Source organism: Gordonia jinghuaiqii (genome assembly GCF_014041935.1).
Taxonomy (GTDB): domain Bacteria; phylum Actinomycetota; class Actinomycetes; order Mycobacteriales; family Mycobacteriaceae; genus Gordonia; species Gordonia jinghuaiqii.
On sequence record NZ_CP059491.1, the window covers coordinates 1,376,440 to 1,395,887 of the forward strand.

Annotated in this window: 18 protein-coding genes; 10 read left to right on the plus strand and 8 right to left on the minus strand. The window is 67.6% G+C overall.

Features of this window, described 5'->3' with window-relative positions; all coding sequences use genetic code 11:
• The first annotated feature begins 61 nt into the window (after window positions 1-61).
• Both H1R19_RS06080 and H1R19_RS06085 read left to right on the plus strand, forming a co-directional pair.
• On the plus strand, window positions 62-976 hold the full coding sequence (locus H1R19_RS06080) for an ABC transporter ATP-binding protein (protein ID WP_219850902.1): 915 nt from the start codon (window positions 62-64) through the stop codon (window positions 974-976).
• Window positions 977-1,008: 32 nt separating this feature from the next.
• Window positions 1,009-2,616 (plus strand): ABC transporter permease, encoded by a 1,608-nt coding sequence (locus tag H1R19_RS06085; RefSeq protein WP_244970891.1) that lies wholly within the window; start codon window positions 1,009-1,011, stop codon window positions 2,614-2,616.
• Window positions 2,617-2,710: 94 nt separating this feature from the next.
• Here H1R19_RS06085 and H1R19_RS06090 read toward each other — a convergent pair whose 3' ends face one another.
• Window positions 2,711-3,838 (minus strand): citrate synthase 2, encoded by a 1,128-nt coding sequence (locus H1R19_RS06090; protein ID WP_188331697.1) that lies wholly within the window; start codon window positions 3,836-3,838, stop codon window positions 2,711-2,713.
• A 167-nt stretch (window positions 3,839-4,005) separates the two neighbouring features.
• On the opposite strand from H1R19_RS06090, the gene pdxH reads away from it, so the two are divergent.
• Complete coding sequence (gene pdxH / locus H1R19_RS06095) at window positions 4,006-4,701, plus strand: pyridoxamine 5'-phosphate oxidase (RefSeq protein WP_223205719.1); 696 nt, start codon at window positions 4,006-4,008, stop codon at window positions 4,699-4,701.
• A 99-nt stretch (window positions 4,702-4,800) separates the two neighbouring features.
• Here pdxH and H1R19_RS06100 read toward each other — a convergent pair whose 3' ends face one another.
• A complete protein-coding gene (locus H1R19_RS06100; RefSeq protein ID WP_219850904.1) occupies window positions 4,801-7,548 on the minus strand; it encodes a cation-translocating P-type ATPase in 2,748 nt (915 codons plus the stop codon).
• Between the two features lie 131 nt (window positions 7,549-7,679).
• Between H1R19_RS06100 and H1R19_RS06105 the strand changes: the two genes are divergently transcribed.
• Together H1R19_RS06105 and H1R19_RS06110 are read left to right on the plus strand one after the other, a co-directional pair.
• Window positions 7,680-8,948, plus strand: coding sequence for an MFS transporter (locus tag H1R19_RS06105; protein WP_188331700.1), 1,269 nt, complete (start codon window positions 7,680-7,682; stop codon window positions 8,946-8,948).
• Between the two features lie 46 nt (window positions 8,949-8,994).
• Entirely contained in the window at window positions 8,995-10,083 is a 1,089-nt protein-coding gene (locus H1R19_RS06110; RefSeq protein WP_188331713.1) for an isopenicillin N synthase family dioxygenase, read from the plus strand.
• Window positions 10,084-10,116: 33 nt separating this feature from the next.
• Here the strand turns inward: H1R19_RS06110 and H1R19_RS06115 are convergent, their stop codons facing one another.
• The 6 genes from H1R19_RS06115 to H1R19_RS06140 form a co-directional block, all read right to left on the minus strand.
• Window positions 10,117-11,271, minus strand: a complete 1,155-nt coding sequence (locus H1R19_RS06115) for an oxygenase MpaB family protein (protein ID WP_188331701.1) — start codon at window positions 11,269-11,271, stop codon at window positions 10,117-10,119.
• A gap of 47 nt (window positions 11,272-11,318) precedes the next feature.
• Window positions 11,319-11,588: a DUF4235 domain-containing protein gene (locus H1R19_RS06120; protein ID WP_188331702.1), complete on the minus strand. Its 270-nt coding sequence runs from the start codon at window positions 11,586-11,588 to the stop codon at window positions 11,319-11,321.
• A gap of 44 nt (window positions 11,589-11,632) precedes the next feature.
• Entirely contained in the window at window positions 11,633-11,884 is a 252-nt protein-coding gene (locus H1R19_RS06125) for a DUF3618 domain-containing protein (RefSeq protein WP_188331703.1), read from the minus strand.
• Window positions 11,885-12,280, minus strand: coding sequence for a phage holin family protein (locus tag H1R19_RS06130; protein ID WP_188331714.1), 396 nt, complete (start codon window positions 12,278-12,280; stop codon window positions 11,885-11,887).
• 117 nt (window positions 12,281-12,397) lie between these two features.
• Complete coding sequence (locus H1R19_RS06135) at window positions 12,398-13,270, minus strand: 5-oxoprolinase subunit C family protein (protein ID WP_219850906.1); 873 nt, start codon at window positions 13,268-13,270, stop codon at window positions 12,398-12,400.
• Window positions 13,267-13,932: a 5-oxoprolinase subunit B family protein gene (locus tag H1R19_RS06140; protein WP_219850908.1), complete on the minus strand. Its 666-nt coding sequence runs from the start codon at window positions 13,930-13,932 to the stop codon at window positions 13,267-13,269. Before H1R19_RS06140 ends, H1R19_RS06135 begins: the two co-directional genes overlap by 4 nt.
• A gap of 115 nt (window positions 13,933-14,047) precedes the next feature.
• On the opposite strand from H1R19_RS06140, the gene H1R19_RS06145 reads away from it, so the two are divergent.
• The 5 genes from H1R19_RS06145 to H1R19_RS06165 all read left to right on the plus strand — a co-directional run bounded on the left by H1R19_RS06145 (window position 14,048) and on the right by H1R19_RS06165 (window position 19,424).
• Window positions 14,048-14,998, plus strand: coding sequence for a carbohydrate kinase family protein (locus H1R19_RS06145; protein WP_219850910.1), 951 nt, complete (start codon window positions 14,048-14,050; stop codon window positions 14,996-14,998).
• Between the two features lie 60 nt (window positions 14,999-15,058).
• Entirely contained in the window at window positions 15,059-16,381 is a 1,323-nt protein-coding gene (locus H1R19_RS06150; RefSeq protein ID WP_188331707.1) for a citrate synthase, read from the plus strand.
• Between the two features lie 49 nt (window positions 16,382-16,430).
• Window positions 16,431-16,799, plus strand: coding sequence for an FKBP-type peptidyl-prolyl cis-trans isomerase (locus H1R19_RS06155; RefSeq protein ID WP_188331708.1), 369 nt, complete (start codon window positions 16,431-16,433; stop codon window positions 16,797-16,799).
• A 14-nt stretch (window positions 16,800-16,813) separates the two neighbouring features.
• Window positions 16,814-18,103, plus strand: a complete 1,290-nt coding sequence (locus H1R19_RS06160) for a cryptochrome/photolyase family protein (protein ID WP_219851536.1) — start codon at window positions 16,814-16,816, stop codon at window positions 18,101-18,103.
• Window positions 18,104-18,248: 145 nt separating this feature from the next.
• Window positions 18,249-19,424: an IS481 family transposase gene (locus tag H1R19_RS06165; RefSeq protein WP_342354914.1), complete on the plus strand. Its 1,176-nt coding sequence runs from the start codon at window positions 18,249-18,251 to the stop codon at window positions 19,422-19,424.
• The last annotated feature ends 24 nt before the right edge of the window (window positions 19,425-19,448 follow it).

Sequence of the window (19,448 nt, forward strand, 5' to 3'; positions counted from 1 at the left end):
GCGACGATTGTGCGAGACGCTGGAGGCCGAGAAGGTTGCCGGCCCAGTAGGAGCTCGCCCCATGCCCGCCAGTTCTGGTTCGCTCGTCATCGAGGCCGCCGGCCTGCGCAAGCGGTTCGGCTCGTTCACCGCCCTCGACGGACTCGACCTGCAGGTGAACAGCGGCGAGGTGGCGGGCTTCCTCGGGCCGAACGGGTCGGGCAAATCGACGACAATCCGCATCCTGCTGGGCATGTACCGCCACGACGGCGGTCGCGCCGAGGTGTTCGGTCTGGACCCCGCAACCGATTCGGTCCCGATACACCGCAGGCTCGCCTACGTACCCGGCGATGTGAACCTGTGGCCGCAACTGTCCGGCGGCGAGTGCATCGACCTGCTGCTGTCGCTGCGGGAGGTCACCCGACCGGGGGCCACCCGCAAGAACGAGCTCATCGAACGCTTCGAACTCGATCCGACCAAGAAGGCGTCGACCTACTCCAAGGGCAACCGGCAGAAGATCGCGCTGATCGCCGCGCTGGCGACGGACACCGAACTGCTCATCCTCGACGAACCGACCTCGGGGCTGGACCCGTTGATGACCAACGAGTTCGGGGCCTGCGTACGCGAACGGGCAGCCGAGGGCACCGCCGTCCTGATGTCGAGCCACATCCTCTCCGAGGTCGAGGAACTGTGCGAGACGGTGACCATCATCCGCGCGGGAGTCACCGTGCAAACCGGAACGCTCGCCGAACTCCGGCACCTACGGCGGTCCCGGGTCACTGTGACCGCGGCCGGCGTCCTGGACGACCTCGCGACCATCCCCGGCGTGTACGACTTCGACGCCGAGGGCACCTCGGCCACCTTCACCGTCGACGACGCCGGGCTCGCGGCGGTGACGCGTGCTCTTGCCGCGACCGAGGTCCGGGCGCTGTCCGTCGAACCGCCCGGTCTGGAAGAGCTCTTCCTGCATGCCTATTCCGACGCCGGTGGCCGATGATGGTGTCGGCGACACGATCCCGTGAGACGGCGGTGGCATCGCCGGTGGCCTCCGGGCTGACCGGGACGATGCTGCTTCTCCGGTTGATGTTGCGGCGTGAGCGGCTGACGATCGCGGTCACCTTCGGGGTCTTCGTGCTGCTGAACGCGTCCACGGCGGCATCCATCGCGTCGGCGTACCCGACTCCGCAGGCTCGCGCCGAAGCGCAGACGGGGCTGGGCGCGAACGCTGCCTTCCGTTTCCTTCTCGGGCCGTTGGATCACGTCGACTCCACGGCATCGCTGACCGTGTGGCGGGCCGGGTTGTTCCTGATCGCCGCGCTCGGGGTGTGCGTCGTGCTGCTCGTGGTGCGGCAGACCCGCAAGGAGGAGGAACTCGGTCGCGCCGAGCTGGTGCGGGCCGCCGTCACCGGGCCGCTCGCGCCGCTGGCCGCGGCCGCCGTCGTCGCCGCGGTCTTCGGTGTCGTCGTCGCCGCGGGCATGTCCCTCATGCTGTTTCCGCTCGGCGCGGACGCCCTGGAGGTGCTGGCTGTGTTCGCGCAGTATGCGACGGTCGGTCTCGCGGCGGCGGGAACCGCATTGGTGACCGCGCAGATCGCCCGGACCTCTCACATCGCGAACATGGCTGCGGCGCCGATCATCTTGGTCGGATACCTGCTTCGCGGAGTCGCCGATGCGGCCGGAGGATGGTCCTGGCTGCGGTGGGTGACCCCCATCGGCTGGGCACAGCTCATCGACCCGTTCGGCGCTGACAACCTCTGGTTCGCGCTGCCCTCGTGTGCGGTGTTCGCCGGCGGTGTCGCGGTGGCGGCGCTGCTGTCGACCCGACGGGATCTCGGCGCCGGCCTCATCGCGCCACGTCCCGGCCCGGCGTCGGCAAGCGGTCTGACGTCCATCGAGGCGGTGACGGCACGGCTGACGTTGCCGTTGTTGTGGTCATGGGTCGGTGCGGTCTTCGCCTATGGTCTCATCGTCGGGTTCCTGCAACCCTCGGTCGACGACCTGGCGCAGGGCAATGAGGTTTTCGCCGACATCATGCGGCACTCCGGTGTCGAAGCCTCGCTCGGAACACTGTTCGGTGTCACGCTGATGGCGTTCTTCGCGGTCGCGGCCAGCGCCTGGGCGGTCAACGTCGCGACGCGGCTTCGGGCCGAGGAGAACGCGGGGCGGACCGAGATGTTGCTTGCCACCCCCACGTCGCGAATCCGTTATCTGCGAGCGCATCTCGTGTTCGTCACGGTGGGTGTGCTGGGGATACTGGTGGCCGCCACGACCGCGATGACCCTGGGGGCATGGGTGGCCGGTGGCGATGCGGCCGGTCTCGGCTGGGCCGCGGTGCGCTCGGCGGCCGCGCAGGTTCCGGCTGCTCTACTCGTATCGTCGATTGCCCTGTCGCTCTACGCGTTACGACCTGTGTTGGTGCCCCTGGGGTGGCTCGTCGTGGTCGCAACGCTGTTCCTCGGCCCGATGTCCGGGATGTTCGACCCGCCGCAATGGCTTGCCGACCTCGCTCCGTTCACCCACTCGCCGCTCGTCCCGGTGGAGCCGATGAACTGGGTGCCGGTGGTGGTGATGCTCTGTCTGGCAGGGGTTGTCGCCGGAGTATCGACGTGGCGGTTCCGGGTGCGTCAGATCGGGTGACCGATCGCCGGGCTCATCCGGTTGTGCTTGTGCCCGGCAGGCGGGACAAAACGCAACCGGATCGTCCGGGTGCTCGGCCAAGGATTGTCGTCGCCTACAACCCCGGCTTCACCAGGTCGCCCCAGCCCTCGACGTCCTCGGGACGACGCGGTGCGGGGCCGGTGTAGATCGCGGCCGGCCGCACCAGTTTGCCCAGACGCTTCTGCTCGAGGATGTGCGCACACCAGCCGGCGGTGCGGCCACAGGTGAACATCGCGGGCATCATGTGCGTGGGCACCTCGGCGAAGTCGAGGATGACCGCGGCCCAGAACTCGACGTTGGTCTCGATGGCGCGGTCGGGGCGTCGTTCCCGGAGTTCGGTGAGCGCAGCCTGTTCGAGAGCGGCGGCCACCTCGAAGCGGGGTACCCCCAGCTCCTGTGCGGTGCGTCGGAGAACGCGGGCGCGGGGATCCTCGGCGCGGTACACGCGGTGCCCGAAGCCCATCAGCTTCTCCTTGCGATCGAGGATGCCCTTGACGAGTCCCCGTGCGTCACCGGTGTTCTCGACCTCTTCGATCATCGGCAGCACGCGCGCCGGAGCGCCGCCGTGCAGCGGTCCCGACATCGCGCCGATCGCCCCGGACAGCGACGCCGCGACGTCGGCGCCGGTGGAGGCGATCACGCGGGCGGTGAAGGTCGACGCGTTCATGCCGTGTTCTGCCGCGCTCACCCAGTACGCATCGATGGCGGCGACGTGCCGGGGATCGGGGTCGCCCTTCCATCGCGTCATGAAACGCGCGGTGACGGTTTCACATTCGTCGATGATGTGCTGCGGAACCGCGGGCCGATGGATGCCGCGTGCCGACTGCGCCACATACGACAAGGCCATCACCGATGCGCGCGCCAGGTTGTCGCGGGCGGTCTCGTCGTCGATGTCGAGCAGCGGCTGGTAACCCCAGATCGGGGCCAGCATCGCCAGCGCGGCCTGCACATCGACGCGGACGTCGCCGGTGTGGATGGGCAGCGGGAACGGTTCGGCCGGCGGGAGACCGTTGCCGAACTGCCCGTCGACCAGCAGCGCCCACACATCGGCGAAGGTCACCTTGTTCTCGACGAGGTCTTCGATGTCGACGCCGCGGTAACGCAGGTTGCCGCCGTTCTTGTCCGGCTCGGCGATGTCGGTGGTGAACGCCACCACGCCTTCGAGGCCGGTGACGAAATCCTCGGGAACTGCGTTGGCCATGACAACCACCTCACTCGACATCTGTGTCGTGCATCCGCGTGCGTGCGATCTGAATCGAACTGTAGATCAGCTCGACGCTCCGCGTGTACCCAGGAGTAACACGCCTGTCCCGGAGTAGCGTCAGGACGGTGTTGGACGAGCCACGTGAACCCATCGACCTGCCGAACATGCGTGTCGGCTACGGCGGCGGAATACCCCCCAACATCGGTGAGGGCGACCGCGCAGCGGGCGCCGACGGCATCCGCGAGAATCTCGACCCCAGCTGGTTACGCGGCGACCCGCCCTGGCTGGACCTGTTCAATGTGTGGCTGCGCGAAGCGCTCGACGCCCGTATCGCAGAACCGAACGCGATGGTCCTGGGCACCGCCGACGCCGAAGCTCGGCCGTCGACGCGCACCGTGCTGTGCAAAGGCGTCGACGCGGACGGTGTGGTCTTCTTCACCGGCTACGACTCCGACAAGGGACGGCATCTGGCCGCGAATCCGTATGCGTCGGTGACCTTCCCGTGGATCGCGCTCGAACGGCAGGTCCATTTCCGCGGGCCCGTCGAACATGTGAGTGCCGAAGAGATACAGGCGTATTGGGAACTACGGCCTCGCGGTTCCCAGCTCTCGGCCGCGTCGTCGGATCAGTCACGGCCCATCGGGAGCCGCATCGACCTGGAACGGAAGACCGCTGCGGTGGCCGAGAGCTACGGCGGTTTCGACGGCGTCGAGGAGATCCCGGTGCCGCCCAGCTGGGGTGGCTACCGCATCAGACCCGTCGAGGTCGAGTTCTGGCAGGGCCGGGCGAACCGATTGCACAATCGCGTCCGGCTGACCCACGTCGACCACGCCTGGCGGGTCGAGCGGCTCCAACCCTGACGGGGCCCGCACGTCGGCGGCCAACCGGAAGGACTCGGATCGAAAGCCCCACCGGACAGCGTATTTCGGTGTCGCGGGCGGCACCGCACCGGAAAGGCGCTACGACGACGCCATGGCGCGAACGATCGCCTTGCGGACCTCCTCGACCACCAGCACCGACGACGCCACGCCCACGGCCCACGCCCACTGCGCGGCGGTGAGGCCGGTGGTGTCGAACAGATCCTGGAGGAATCCGACGTTGACGACCGCGACCTGCAGCACGATCACCGCGACCAGTGAGATCCAGATCGCCTGGTTGGTGAAGGTCTGGAGCGAGAACACCGATCCGCGTTCCGAGCGAACGTTGAGCAGGTTGAAGACCTGATAGAAGACGAATGTCGTGAACCCGAGCGTGGTGGCGAACAACGGATCGGATGCGCTGTCGGGGAAGACGTCGTCGGCGAACACGATGGTTCCGATGGTGCCGACCGTCATCACCACACCCAGGAACAGGATGCGCAGGATCCGGTCGGTCGTCAGCAGCCGCTCGCTCGGTGATCGTGGCTTCTGCTTCATGGTGTCGGGATCGGTCGGGTCGACACCCAGCGCGAGGGCGGGCGGGCCGTCCATGATGATGTTGACCCATAGGATCTGGAGCGCGGTGAACGGTGCGCCGCCGGCGATTCCGGCCACGCCGGCGGTCAGGAAGATCAGCACGAAGCCCCACGCCGTCGTCAACTGGAACTTGACGAACTTGACGATGTTGGCATAGATCCCGCGGCCGTCACGGACGGCGGAGATGATGGTCGCGAAGTTGTCGTCGGTCAGGATCATCTCGGCCGCACCCTTGGACACGTCGGTGCCGGTGATTCCCATGGCGATCCCGATGTCGGCCTGCTTGAGCGCCGGTGCGTCGTTGACGCCGTCGCCGGTCATCGCGACCACCTCGCCGCCGGCCTGCAACGCCTCCACGTAGCGGATCTTGTGCTCCGGGGCCACCCGGGCAAGGACGCCGAAGCTCGCTGCACGCGACGACAATTCGGCATCGTCGAGGTTGTCGAGTTCGGTGCCGGAGATCGCCTCGCCAACGATCCCGAGGTCACCACAGATCGCCGACGCCGTCGCCAGATGATCACCGGTGATCATGTGGACTCCGATACCGGCATCGCGGGCGGTCTTGATCGCCGCGCGAGCCTCGGGCCGGGGCGGATCGAGAATCCCGACGACGGCGTAGACCGACAGATCCGCGACGGCGTCGAACAACCCCGAATCGGAGGGAAGCCGGGGGAGGGTGGTGCCGGCGATCATGAGGGTGCGAAGTCCCTGATGTGCGAGTGCGTCGATGGCGGTGCGGATTCCGTCGCGATCGGCGTCGGTGATCGGCCGGTCGCCGTCGGCTCCGCGTACCCGTGTCGCCCGGCTCAGCAGCACGTCCGGCGCGCCTTTGGCATAGCAGCGGAACTTCTCGCCTGCGGCCGGGTCGCTGCTCTCGTGGAAGGTGGCCATGAACTTGTAGGCGGAATCGAACGGCACCTCGCCCAGGCGTGGGTAGTTCGCGCGGGCGCCTGCGACGTCGATGCCACCCTTCTCCGCCAGCACCACCAGTGCGCCCTCGGTCGGATCACCCACCAGCACTCCCTCGTTCACCGATGCGTCGTTGCACAACGCCATCGCCAGGAACGCGCGGTGGAAGTCGGGCAGCGCATCCTCGGTGTCGGTGAGGATCTTGCCGTCGGTCGAGTACCCCTCGCCGGTGACCCGGTGACGACGACCGGCCGCGACCAGGGCGCGGACGGTCATCTCGTTGAGGGTCAGCGTCCCGGTCTTGTCCGTGGCGATCTGCGTTGTGCTGCCGAGGGTCTCGACCGCGGCCAGCTGTTTGACGATCGCGCCGCGTTTGGCCAGACGTGATGCACCGAGGGCGAGAGTGAAGGCGACGACGGCCGTGAGGCCCTCGGGGATGGTGGCGACGGCCAGCGACACCGCGGTCAGCAGCAGATCCGACCACGACTCGCCTCGCAACAGTCCGAGGATGAACACGATCACCACCACGACGATCGCGATGCCCGTCAGCAGCGTCGCGAGTTGGTCGATCCGACGCTGCAGGGGGGTCTTGTCGGTGCCGGCTCGGCCGAGGAGGCTCGCGATGGTGCCGATCTGGGTGGACATGCCGGTACCAGTGACCACCATGGTTGCGCGGCCGCGGGTCACCTCGGTGTTCATGAACAGCATGTTCGTGCGGTCACCGATGGGGAGGCCAGGATCGTCGAGGTCGTCGACCGTCTTGTCGACGGGGTGGGATTCGCCGGTCAGTGCCGACTCGGCGACCTGGAGCCGTACGGCCTCGACCACTCGTCCGTCGGCAGGCACCGCGTCGCCGGCCTCGAGGAGCACCACGTCGCCGGGAACGAGTTCGGTGCGGTCGACCTGATGTTCGCGCCCGTCGCGTCGTACCCGTGACAAGGCCACCGACATGTTCTGCAGTGCGCGCAGGCTCTCCTCTGCCCGGGTTTCCTGCACGTAGTTGAGGATCGTGTTGAAGGTGATGACGGCGAGGATCACCACTGGTGTCTCCCACTCGTGGGACACCGCGGCGCTGACCACCGCGGCCACCACGAGGACGAGTGTCATCTTGTCGGCGAGCAGCCGCACGATCTTGCGCCATCCGGACTCACCGGCCACCTCGGTGAGTCGGTTCTCGCCGTAGGTCGTGCGGCGCTCGCGCACCCCGGCATCGGACAGGCCGGTCGTGGTGTCGGTGGCGAGCCGGGCGATGACCTCTCCGACGGTCGCGGTGTGAACGTCGTGACCCGTGAGGAGGCTGTCCGCTGCGGGCACGGGATGGGGGTCGTCCGGAAGTCGGGTCATGGCGCACCTTGCCTGTTGTCACTCGCGTCGCGGGTCCGGTGGGGGCGGTGTCGGACACCTCGACCCTAACCGCCTCCGGTGCGGCCGGACGCGGTAGGCGATGCCTGGGCCCCGGTCCTAGGATCGTGCGAATGGCCAGACTCCTCGCCGATACGACGCCGCTGCGCAATTCGGACTTTCGGCGTCTGTGGCTGGCCAACATCGTCACCGTCGTCGGGGCGCAGCTCACCGTGGTGGCGGTCCCGGCACAGATCTACGAGGTGACCGGCAGCTCGGCATACGTCGGCCTGACCGGCGTGTTCGGGCTGGTCCCGCTGATCGTGTTCGGTCTGTGGGGCGGCGCTCTCGCCGACGTCGTCGACCGTCGGACACTGCTCATCATCACCACCGCCGGCCTGATCGTGTGCAGTGCCCTGTTCTGGGCGCAGGCCGCGCTGGGCGGTCAGAACGTGTGGATGCTGTTGGTGCTGTTCGCAGTTCAACAGGCATTCTTCGCGGTCAACCAGCCGACCCGCACCGCCGTGCTACCCCGTCTGCTCGACGCCAAGGACCTGCCGGCCGCGTTGTCGCTGAACATGACGGTCATGCAGGCCGGGGCCATCGCCGGGCCGCTGGTGGGCGGCGCACTCATCCCGGTGCTCGGCTACTCGGTGCTGTACTTCGTCGACACGCTGTTTCTGGTGCCCACCCTGATCGCGGTGGTCCTGCTCCCGTCGCTGCGGCCCGAGAGCGAGGCGGCCCCCGAGGTCGCCGGGCTGCGGTCGGTCCTCGACGGCCTGCGATACCTCGCCGGCCACAAGATCCTGATGGCGTCGTTCCTCGTCGACCTCATCGCGATGATCTTCGGCATGCCGCGCGCGCTGTTCCCGCAGATGGCTCACGAGAACTTCGGCGGACCCGAGGGCGGCGGCATCGCGTTCGCGCTGTTGTTCACCGCGATCTCCGCCGGTGCGGTCGTGGGTGGCATCTTCTCGGGCTGGGTGACCCGGGTGGAGCGGCAGGGGCTCGCGGTGATCGTGTGCATCATCATCTGGGGGCTGGCGATCACCGGAACCGGCATCGCGGTGTCCTTCGCCGACGGCACGGCTCTGCCGATGCTCATCGTCGCGGTGGTGCTGCTGATGATCGGCGGCGCCGCGGACATGGCCTCGGCGGCGTTCCGGCAGACCATCCTGCTCGCCGCCGCGTCCGACGAGGTCCGCGGCAGGCTGCAGGGGGTGTTCATCGTGGTGGTCGCGGGCGGTCCCCGTATCGCCGACGTCGCGCACGGCTCGGCGGCAGCCTCGATCGGGGTGGCGGCCGCGACCGCGTTCGGCGGAATCGCCGTGGTGATCGCGACGATCATCGCTGCGCTGATGATCCCGGCGTTCGTGCACTATCGCGCTGGTCAGCGGACCTGAGCCGATGCGGGCGTCCGCTCAGCGGGACGGTCAGATCGGTGTCACCATGGACGCCATGACCGCCGCCACCAGCGACTTCCGGGTGCCGATCATCGACATCTCCCCGTACACCCGCAATGGTGATGCCGCCGAGCGTGCCGTCGTGGCGGCCCGGTTCGACGACGCGGCGAGTTCCGTCGGCTTCATCCAGATCGTCGGGCACGAGATCCCGGCTGTGGTGGTCGACGAGTTCACCGCGGTCATGGACGACTTCTTCGCCCTGCCGCTCGAGGCGAAGAAGGCCTACCGCACGCCGCCGGAGATCAACCGCGGCTACGCGCCGCCGAAGTCGGAGTCGTTGTCGTTGTCGCTGGGCGTCGAGTCGCCGGACCGCATGAACGACTTCTTCGAGGCGTTCAACGTCGGCGTCGAGGCCAAGCAGTACCCCGACATCGACCTTCCCGAGGACCATTACGCCGACAACACCTGGCCTGCCGTCGACCGGTTCGAGGCGGCGGTCTCCGCCTATTTCGCCGAGGCCCGTCGCGTCGCGCACACGTTGACCAGGATCTTCGCCGACGCCCTCGACCTCCCGGCGGACTTCTTCGAGGGCTTCACCGACCACTCCCTCGACGTGCTGCGCATGAACAACTACGCACTGCCGCCCGGCGAGATCGAACTCGGTGACTCAGGTGAAATCGGCGAACTGACGGGCATGGGCGAGCACACCGACTACGGCATCGTGACCGTGTTGTGGGCCGACCAGGTCAAGGGCCTCCAGGTCCTCGACCGCGAAGGGCAGTGGCACGACGTCAGCCCCGCCGACGGCGCGCTGCTCATCAACCTCGGTGACCTGATGGCGCGGTGGACAAACGAACGCTGGATGTCCACGCTGCACCGGGTGAAGCCACCCATCGTCGACGGAACCATCGAGCGCCGACGCTCCGCGGCGTACTTCCACGACGGCAACATCGGCGCCATGATCGCGACCCTGCCGTCGTGTGTCGGCGCGGGCAGCCGCTATTCACCCATCACCGTCGGGGAGCACATCGGGGCCAAACTCGCCGGTTCCCGTGCCGGACGGCCGAATCCGTACGCCACCCGGGAGGCCGACCGGGTACGGCAGGCGATGCGACGCGGACCGGGGCAGCAGTAGACGACTGCCCCCGACCCAGCGTGGTAGGTGGCTTCAGTCCGCGGTCAGCACACCCGGGTAAGTCGCGCGGCGAGCCGCGGTCACCGGGCAGTAGTGCATCGGATTGTCGCGCTGATCCATCGGCGGGAGGTTGCGCTTGGGGGTGTGCACGATCGGGGCGTCGATCGGGACCTTGCCGCTGAGGCGGTCGAAGGCGTCACGCGGACGAGGATGGTGCAGAGCGCGTTTCGGCAGCAGCTTGTGCATCACGATGTTGATGCCCTTGCCGAGCAGGCGGAACCGGCGTTCGTCGGACTCGCTCCACTCCAGCCCGAGGATCTCCCGGATCGGCTCGTCGTAGAAGCCGGTGGTGAGCCACATGAACAGCTTCTGGTTCTGCGGCACCAGGTACTTGTCCCACACCGACTTCGGGATGAAACTCAGGAACGGGGGAGGCGGCAACTGCGTGATGTCGAGTACTGTGCGCACCGAGACGTGGTCGCGAAGAACGTTGCGGCACATGTAATCCCAGTACTCGAGAAAGTCCTCGTAAGTCTCGGGGACGGGTCGCATCGAGACGCCGTACTGGGCGTACCAGGCCTTGGACTCCTCGAAGAGCTGACGCTTCTGGTCCTCGGTGAGAAACGGTCCGAAGCGCTCGCACAACCGGACATTGCCGTACCAGAAGGTGGCGTGCGCCCAGTAGAAGACGTCGGGGTCCAGCGCGTGATAGCGCGAACCGTCCTCCATGGTGCCCTTGACCGTCTTGTGGTAGTCACGCACCTCGAGTCCGGTCTGCGCGCCGGGGATGATCGAGTCGAAGACGACTCCGCTGATCGGGTACAGCGAGCGCATCAGGCGCTGCCAGCGTTCGCCGAAGAAGTCGGAGTGATCCCAGACCGCAGCGCCCAGCTTGGGGTGCATGTTCTGGATCGACCCGGCCCACAGGCCCTGGAACATGCCGGTCCAGGTGCCCCAGATCTGCCAGGTCAGCGAGTCCGGGCCGAGTGGCTCGTACTCGTGCGCGGGCTTGACGCCGGCGGCGCCGACCTCATAACCGTCCTCGGAGATCTGGGTCTCCGAGGACGGGACCCCCGACGACGAGGCCGAGGACTGGGAGGTGTCGGCCGGGCAGGCCTTGCCGCTCGAGTCTCCGTCCGCGGCGTGAACGGGACAGGTTTTCTGTGCGTCGTTCAGTACCTCAGTCATGAGACAGAAGCCTAGGTTCGTCTCAGTGGTGTGTCAACCGTCACGCCTCACTCGGGGTTCTCGTGCGTCATCGCCCGGTAGCCGCGAGCTCCCGCGCGGTCGACGGCCGCGCGAACGAGTCCGAACACCACTCCCTGCAGCGCAGCGGCGGCGAGTACCTCCACGTTGCTGCGCTCGAGATCCTTCGGATCGGGTGCCGACTCATCGTCGGAGATGCGCTTCCAGATCTGTCCGAACACCGCGCCCGCGGCGATACCGCCGAGCACGCTGGTCGCCAGCGACAGTGGTTTGTACAGGGTCTTGGATACGGCACTCATCTTCGAAACCTCTCGTCAGTACTGGTTCTGTTTCGGTGCGCGGTTCAGCTGCGACGGCGCCGGAGTACGACGACTGCGCCGATGGCGACCAGTGCCGCCGCCGCGACACCGATCAAGACCGTGCGGTTCTCCTGGGCCTTGACCTTCGCGGTCGCCGCGGTATCCGCCGCGGCGTCGCTGAGCCTGCTCGGAACATCGAGCTTCGCGGTCAGGGCGTCCACCGTCTCGGCGAGCTCCTCACGCTGCTGCTCGATGGGCGGCGGGTTCTCGTCCCGCTCGGGGTGTGTCTCGCTCATCTACAGGTGCTCCTTCACGGTCGCGACATCTCGCTGGACACTTGCGACGGTCTTTTCCGGAGCCGGTGGGACCGCGGACTTCGCGCGCTGCGCACCGATCGCGGCCGTCACACCCCCCACCACCAGCAGAACCACTCCGACGATCACCGCCGCCAGCCATGGCGCAACCACATTCGCCAAGCCGATGACCGCGGCCGCCACCAGGGTGCCCAGCCCGAACAGCGCCAACAAGGTGCCGGCGCCGGAAATCCCCGCGCCCACACCGATCTTGGTGCCCTTGCCCTTCATCTCCGCGACCGCATGTTGCAGCTCGGTCCTGACAAGCGTCGTCGTCTGCTTCTGCAGACGCTCGACGAGCTGCACGGTCGACAGATCGTTCACAGACGGATCGTTCACAGATGGATCGTTCACGTCGGTACCTCCTGTCTCAGGGACCCTCAACGCGTTCCCTCAACAGGCAGATCCGAAACGTGGACCGGCCCGCGATCAGCGCACCCGAAATCGGATCTTCGATCAGCGCACCCGAAATCGGATCTTCGATCCGGGCACGAGCTGCGCAGCGAGGTCGACAGCGGCCGCGGTGAGGACCGCGACCACCGGATAGCCGCCGGTCACGGGGTGGTCGGCGAGAAAGATCACCGGCCGGCCGCTCGGCGGAACCTGTACCGAACCGTGCGCGATGCCCTCCGAGCGAAGCTCGTCGACGTCATCGCGGTGGAGCAGCAGCGGCACGGACGAGCCGTCGGCCCGGTCGAGGCGGACGCCGACGCGGTTGCTGTCGGCGCCGACCACCCAGATGTCCTCGCCGAGGGTCTCCGGCGCCGCGAGCTGGTCGGCGCGCGGCCCGCGATGGCACTCGAGCGCCACCACGCGCGGATGCGCGCTGTTCGGCGGCGCCGACGACGTGGGCGGCCAATCGCCCGCCGCATCACCGACGGGCAGCCGCGTGCCGACGGTCAGGGCAGACGGTCCCAGCCCCGACAACGAGTCGGTGGATCGCGAACCGAGCACCGGGTCGACGTCGATCCCGCCGCGCACCGCCACGTAGTTGCGCAGACCCCAGGTGGGCGGGGCGAGCGCCAGTTCGTCACCGGCCCGCAGCACCAGCGCCGCCGCGAGACCGGCCGGGGTGCCGTTGTGGAGCACCTCGGTGTCGGCACCCGTCACCGCGACCAGCACGTCACCATCGGTGCATATCCGCAAACCGCCGAGTGTCGTCTCGATGGTCGCCGCCGACTCGTCGTTGCCGACGAGGCGGTTGGCCAGGGTGAGTGCACCGCGGTCCGCTCCGCCCGACGTGGGGACGCCGAGGTGCGCAAAGCCCGGTCGGCCGAGGTCCTGGACGGTCGCGAGAGGGCCGGTCGCGAGCACTGTCACCGCGGTCATCCGTCGAAGCTCCCCGCGTCGACGAAGCGCACCACCCGTCCGGTGGCGAACAGTGCCGGCGGGTCCGCGGTCTCATCCCACAGCCGAACATCGGTGCGGCCCAACAACTGCCACCCGCCGGGGCTGGGCTTGGGATAGACGGCGCTGTACCCCGCGGCGATGGCGACGGCGCCTTCGGGCACACGCGTACGAGCCTCGCAGCGTCGACCCACGGCGTCGAACGGGTGCGGTGAGGCGTCCTCGGCGACGAGATAACCGAAGCCGGGGGCAAAACCCATGAACTGCACGCGCCATCGTGTACGGCAGTGCAGGTCGACCACCTCGCCGATCGTAACGGCCAGTGCCGCAGCCACATCCGCGAGATCATCACCGTCGTAGATCACCGGCACGACGATCTCGCCGGCGGCGTCGACGGCACGGGCGGCGGCGGTGCGTCGCCGATGCAGCGCCCGGCGGACGCCGAGCTCGTCGACGCCGTGTCCGGGCCGCGCCTGCACCAGAAGGGTGTGTGCGCTCGGTACCAGATCGGCGACATCGACCAGCTCCCCGCGGTCGAGAGCATCACGCAGGGCGAGCGTGGCGTCGAGCACCGCGGCCGACGGGGCCTCGTCCGCCGAGAAGTCGAGGACCACCGCATCCGGGCCCGCCGGCAGCTCACGCATGCACCGAATCTACCCCTGCGGCAACCCGAGCCGCCGCCGCGACCGCGCGGCGGTCCGGGCCCGTGGTGGCAGACTGGCACGACACGCCGGAGCTGCCGAGAACCGAGGAGACACAGTGAGAGAGATCGTCGTCTGTGGTGAGGCGCTCGTCGACGTCGTACAGGAGAAGCGGGCGGGGGATGCGCCGGTTCCCGGGGGCCTGGCCCCGCTGCAGCCGGCGCTCGGGGGTGGGCCGTTCAATGTCGCGATCACGTTGGGGCGCTTGGGAAGTGCGGTATCACTGTTGTCCGCGGTGTCCACCGACACCTATGGTGAGGCCATCGTCGACGCTTTGCAGGGTGCGGGTGTGGGCACGACGCTGATCCAGCGGCGCGGGGAGCCGACCTCGCTGGCTCTCGCGACCATCGCCGACGACGGCTCGGCGCGCTACTCGTTCTACGTCGAGGGCACCGCCGACCGCACGGTGACCGACCCGGGGCCGTTCGCGCCCACCGTCGCCGCGGTGGCCTTCGGGACCCTGTCGCTGGTGCTGGAACCCGGGGCCTCGGTCTATGAGAACCTTCTGCACCGGTCGCACGCCGAAGGGCGCCTCGTCGTGCTGGACCCGAACATCCGTCCCGCGGTGATCGGCGACGCCGACGGCTACCGGCGGCGTTTCCGCACCTGGATGACCTCGGTCGACCTGGTCAAACTCTCCGATGAGGACGCGGCGTGGCTGGGGGAGGGCCCGGCAGGCAGCTCGGTGGCCGACTGGCTGGGCGACGGCGTCGCCGCGGTCGTGACCACGGCCGGGTCGACGGGGCTCACCGTTCGTACCGCGGCGGGCGAGGTGAGCGTGCCGGCGCCGGCCGTTGATGTCGTCGACACGATCGGTGCAGGCGACAGCGTCCTGGGAGGGCTGGTCCACCACCTCGACCGGAACGGATCCCTGGCTCCCGCGGCGGTGCGTTCCCTGACCGCGCAGCAGTGGCGAGAAGCGGCCGAATTCGCAGCTCAGGTGGCCGCGATGACGGTGTCGAGGCCCGGCGCCGACCCTCCGTGGGCAAGCGAGCTGAGAAGCGACTAGGTTGTTACCTGTGTGTCCTACCCGGACACTGTAAAACTCTGATCTGAGTAAGGGGTTCGTGTGTCTGCTGAAACAGTCCCAGCCGACCAGGCGTCCGACACGGCCTCAGCGACCTTCACCTACCCCGGTGGACAGCTGGAGCTCCCGATCCTGAAGGCCACCGAGGGCACTGACTCGGTCGCGCTCGGCAAGCTGCTCGCCGAGACAAATCTGACAACCTTCGACGGTGGCTTCGTGAACACCGCGTCGACCAAGTCGGCCATCACCTACATCGACGGCGACGCAGGCATCCTGCGTTACCGCGGCATCCCCATCGAGCAGCTCGCCGAGAAGTCGACCTTCATCGAGGTGAGCTACCTGCTCATCTACGGTGAACTGCCGACTCCGGCCCAGCTCGAGGATTTCACCACCAAGATCCAGCGGCACACGCTGCTGCACGAGGATCTCAAGCGTTTCTTCGACGGCTTCCCCCGCAACGCGCACCCGATGCCGGTGCTCTCGAGTGCGGTCAACGCGCTGTCGGCGTACTACCAGGACTCGCTCGATCCCAAGGACGACGAGCAGGTCGAGCTGTCGACGATCCGCCTCCTCGCCAAGCTGCCGACGATCGCGGCGTATGCGTACAAGAAGTCGGCCGGACAGCCGTTCCTGTACCCGGACAACTCGCTGAGCCTCGTCGAGAACTTCCTGCGGATGACCTTCGGCTTCCCGGCCGAGCCCTACGAGGTCAACCCCGAGGTCGCCAAGGCCCTCGACATGCTGTTCATCCTGCATGCCGATCACGAGCAGAACTGTTCGACCTCGACGGTCCGCCTCGTCGGCTCGTCGCAGGCCAACCTGTTCACCTCGATCTCCGGCGGCATCAACGCGCTGTGGGGCCCGCTGCACGGCGGCGCCAACCAGGCCGTGCTCGAGATGCTCGACGCGATCAAGGCCGACGGTGGCGACACCAAGGAATTCATGAAGCGGGTGAAGAACAAGGAAGCCGGCGTCAAGCTCATGGGCTTCGGTCACCGCGTCTACAAGAACTACGATCCGCGCGCCGCGATCGTGAAGAAGACTGCCGACACGATCCTGGAATCGCTTGGCGTGCAGGATGATCTGCTCGACATCGCCAAGGGACTCGAAGAGGTCGCCCTGTCCGACGACTACTTCGTCGAGCGTCGCCTCTACCCGAACGTCGATTTCTACACCGGCGTGATCTACCGTGCGATGGGCTTCCCGACGCGGATGTTCACCGTGCTGTTCGCGCTCGGACGCCTGCCCGGATGGATCGCGCACTGGCGTGAGATGCACGAGGACCCGACCACCAAGATCGGCCGTCCGCGTCAGCTCTACACCGGTTACACCGAACGTGACTACGTTCAGATGGGTGATCGCTGAGCGATCCCGCCCGACTGACCGCCGAACGCCCGACTCAAAGGAGAGTCCAGTGACCAGCACCGAGAAGCCACAGGTCGAGTTCCAGGCGGGTCCCCCGCCTGCCGACCTCACCATCACCGACCTCATCGTCGGCGACGGTGCCGAGGCGACGCGCGGCGGCATCGTGGACGTCCACTACGTGGGCGTCGACTACGAGACCGGCGAAGAGTTCGACTCCTCCTGGGATCGTGGCCAGTCCGCCAACTTCCCGCTCGACCGGTTGATCCCGGGCTGGCAGGAGGGAATCCCGGGGATGAAGGTCGGCGGCCGCCGTCAGCTGACCGTCCCGCCGGAGCTCGCGTACGGCTCCGCCGGTGCCGGGCACCGACTCTCCGGACGGACCCTCGTCTTCGTCATCGATCTGCTCGGCGTGGGCTGACGTCCACCTCATCGCTGGTCTGGCTCAGGCGTGATCTACGCCTGGGCGACCTTCCGCCGCTGGCAGCGGCCACCACAAGCACCGATTCGTCGGTGCTTGTGTGCTTTGTGGTGGACCCGACGCTGGAGAAGTCGGCGGGGGAGCGGCGCCTGGCCTTCCTGTTCGACTCACTGCGTGAGCTGAACGGCAAGCTCGACGGAAAACTGCTGGTGGTCCGCGGGCGGCCCGAGTCCGAGATCCCGCGACTGGCACGCCTCGTCGACGCCGAGTCCGTGCACATCTCCGAGGACTTCTCGCCCTACGGCAAACGCCGCGACGAGTCCGTCGCCGAGAATCTGGGGGACACGGCTCTCGAGGCGACCGGGTCGCCGTATCTCGTCTCACCCGGCCGGGTGAGCAAAGACGACGGCACCCCGTACAAGGTGTTCACCCCGTTCTACAAGCGCTGGCGTGACCACGGCTGGCGCAAGCCCGCCGCGTCGTCGGTTGGCGGTGGGCAGCTCGTCGACCCGGCGTCGCTGAAGGAGCCCGTCCGGATCGAGATCCCCGCTGCGCCAACCGAACTGCCGTATCCCGCCGGTGAGGACGCCGCCCTCGCACGCTGGGCGGAGTTCGTCTCCCACGACCTCGTCGACTATGACGCCGCCCGCAACGATCCGGCAGCCGACCGCACGAGCCGCATGTCGGCCTATCTCAAGTACGGCAACATCCACCCGCGCACGCTGGTCCGCGACCTCGGAGGAGGGCCGGGTGCGCAGGCCTACCTGCGTGAGCTCGCCTTCCGCGACTTCTACGCCGACGTCCTTCACAACTGGCCACACAGCCTGTGGCACAACTGGAACCGCCAGTTCGACGGGATCGATCTCGACACCGACGCGAAGGCCCACGAGCGGTTCGAGGCCTGGAAGGCCGGGCGCACCGGTTTCCCCCTGGTCGACGCCGGGATGCGGCAGCTCGCCGAGTCCGGGTTCATGCACAACCGTGTGCGGATGGTCGCCGCGTCGTTCCTCGTCAAGGATCTGCACCTGCCGTGGTGGTGGGGTGCGCAGTGGTTCCTCGATCAGCTCATCGACGGTGACATGGCGTCGAACAATCACGGCTGGCAGTGGGCCGCCGGCACGGGAACCGATGCGGCACCGTACTTCCGGGTGTTCAACCCCGAGGCGCAGGCCAAGAAGTTCGACCCCGGGGGCGAGTACATCCGACGCTGGGTGGGCGACACGGACGCCGAGGACTACCCCGAGCCGATCGTCGACCACAAGGCCGAACGGGAAGAAGCGCTCCGCCGTTTCGGGCAGATCTAGCGCCCCACAACGCGATTCGTAGCGATAGTGCGCCTTATGTGCGCTGTTCTGATCCGGGACATCGCTGACAGGTGATGTCTCGGGACATCGCTGACACCTGAGCAGGGCGTGGCCAGCATGGTTCATGGCCCAGAAGGTGACGGCGATGGACGTTCGTGCAGCTACGGCGTTGGCGGGTGGAATCGAGAACGTGGCCGAGTTCTGTCGGGAGCAGAACATCAGCCGGCAGACGTTCTACAAGTGGCGGCGCCGCTTCGTCACTGATGGGCTGGCCGGGCTCGAACCACGGTCGCGCCGACCGCACACAGAGCCGGGGCGTGTGGGTGGCGACGTCGAGGCGCTGGTGATCGCCACGCGGACGCGTTTGCAGTCCGCGGGCCTGGATCACGGGCCGCAGTCGATTGTGTGGACGTTGCAGCGTGAGGGTGCCGATTCGGTGCCCTCACGCTCAACCGTATGGCGAATTCTGCACCGGCACGGGCTAATTGTTGCCGAGCCGGCCAAACGGCCGAAGTCGTCGATGCGGCGGTTCTGCTACGAGCGCCCCAACGAGTTGTGGCAGTCGGACTGGACCGAGTGGCACCTCAGCGACGGCACCTCGGTAGCGATCGCGGGCACAATCGATGACCACTCCCGGTATCTGTGCGCGCTGGCCCCCGACACCGGTGACGCCACCACCACACTGGTGTGGCAGGTGATGCTCGCCGGCATCACCGAATGTGGTGTTCCGTCGATGTCGTTGACTGACAACGGATTTGTGTACACCGGTAAGCATCGTGGATTCGAAACACCGCTGGAGAAGAATCTGCGTGCGCTGGGTACCCGGACCATCAACTCCCGCCCGTATCACCCACAGACCTGCGGCAAGATCGAGCGGTTCTGGCAGACACTCAAACGCTGGCTGAACACCCAACCGGCACCGGCGACCGTCGGCGACCTCAACGAGATGCTCGACCGATTCCGCGGCTATTACAACCACAGTCGACCCCATCGTGCGCTACGTGGTGCGACTCCGGCCGAGGCGTTCCATGCCACCGAACACGCCCGGCCGGTCGACCGGCCGTTACCAGCACCAGTGTTCACCACCCGCCAACAGGTCAACCCCAAGCAAGGCAAAATCACTGTGGGCCCCTACTTCGTCCAGGTCGGCAACCGGTGGGGTGGACACACCCTCGACGCCATCTGCGACGACAACCACATCGTCATCTTCAGCGGCACCACCATTGTGCGTGAGTTCGACGCCGACCCCACTCGCCGCTACCAAGGCCAGCGTCGAACCCCCGGCACCCATGGCAAACGACAACCACTTCCGGCAGCATGACTGTCAGCGATGTCCCGAGACAAA

Coding starts and splice junctions, on each gene's coding strand:
- H1R19_RS06080 (WP_219850902.1), top strand. CDS start 62: ATGCCCGCCAGTTCTGGTTCGCTCGTCATCGAGGCCGCCGGCCTGCGC.
- H1R19_RS06090 (WP_188331697.1), bottom strand. CDS start 3,838: ATGGCCAACGCAGTTCCCGAGGATTTCGTCACCGGCCTCGAAGGCGTG.
- pdxH (WP_223205719.1), top strand. CDS start 4,006: ATGCGTGTCGGCTACGGCGGCGGAATACCCCCCAACATCGGTGAGGGC.
- H1R19_RS06100 (WP_219850904.1), bottom strand. CDS start 7,548: ATGACCCGACTTCCGGACGACCCCCATCCCGTGCCCGCAGCGGACAGC.
- H1R19_RS06105 (WP_188331700.1), top strand. CDS start 7,680: ATGGCCAGACTCCTCGCCGATACGACGCCGCTGCGCAATTCGGACTTT.
- H1R19_RS06110 (WP_188331713.1), top strand. CDS start 8,995: ATGGACGCCATGACCGCCGCCACCAGCGACTTCCGGGTGCCGATCATC.
- H1R19_RS06115 (WP_188331701.1), bottom strand. CDS start 11,271: ATGACTGAGGTACTGAACGACGCACAGAAAACCTGTCCCGTTCACGCC.
- H1R19_RS06120 (WP_188331702.1), bottom strand. CDS start 11,588: ATGAGTGCCGTATCCAAGACCCTGTACAAACCACTGTCGCTGGCGACC.
- H1R19_RS06125 (WP_188331703.1), bottom strand. CDS start 11,884: ATGAGCGAGACACACCCCGAGCGGGACGAGAACCCGCCGCCCATCGAG.
- H1R19_RS06135 (WP_219850906.1), bottom strand. CDS start 13,270: ATGACCGCGGTGACAGTGCTCGCGACCGGCCCTCTCGCGACCGTCCAG.
- H1R19_RS06140 (WP_219850908.1), bottom strand. CDS start 13,932: ATGCGTGAGCTGCCGGCGGGCCCGGATGCGGTGGTCCTCGACTTCTCG.
- H1R19_RS06165 (WP_342354914.1), top strand. CDS start 18,249: ATGGACGTTCGTGCAGCTACGGCGTTGGCGGGTGGAATCGAGAACGTG.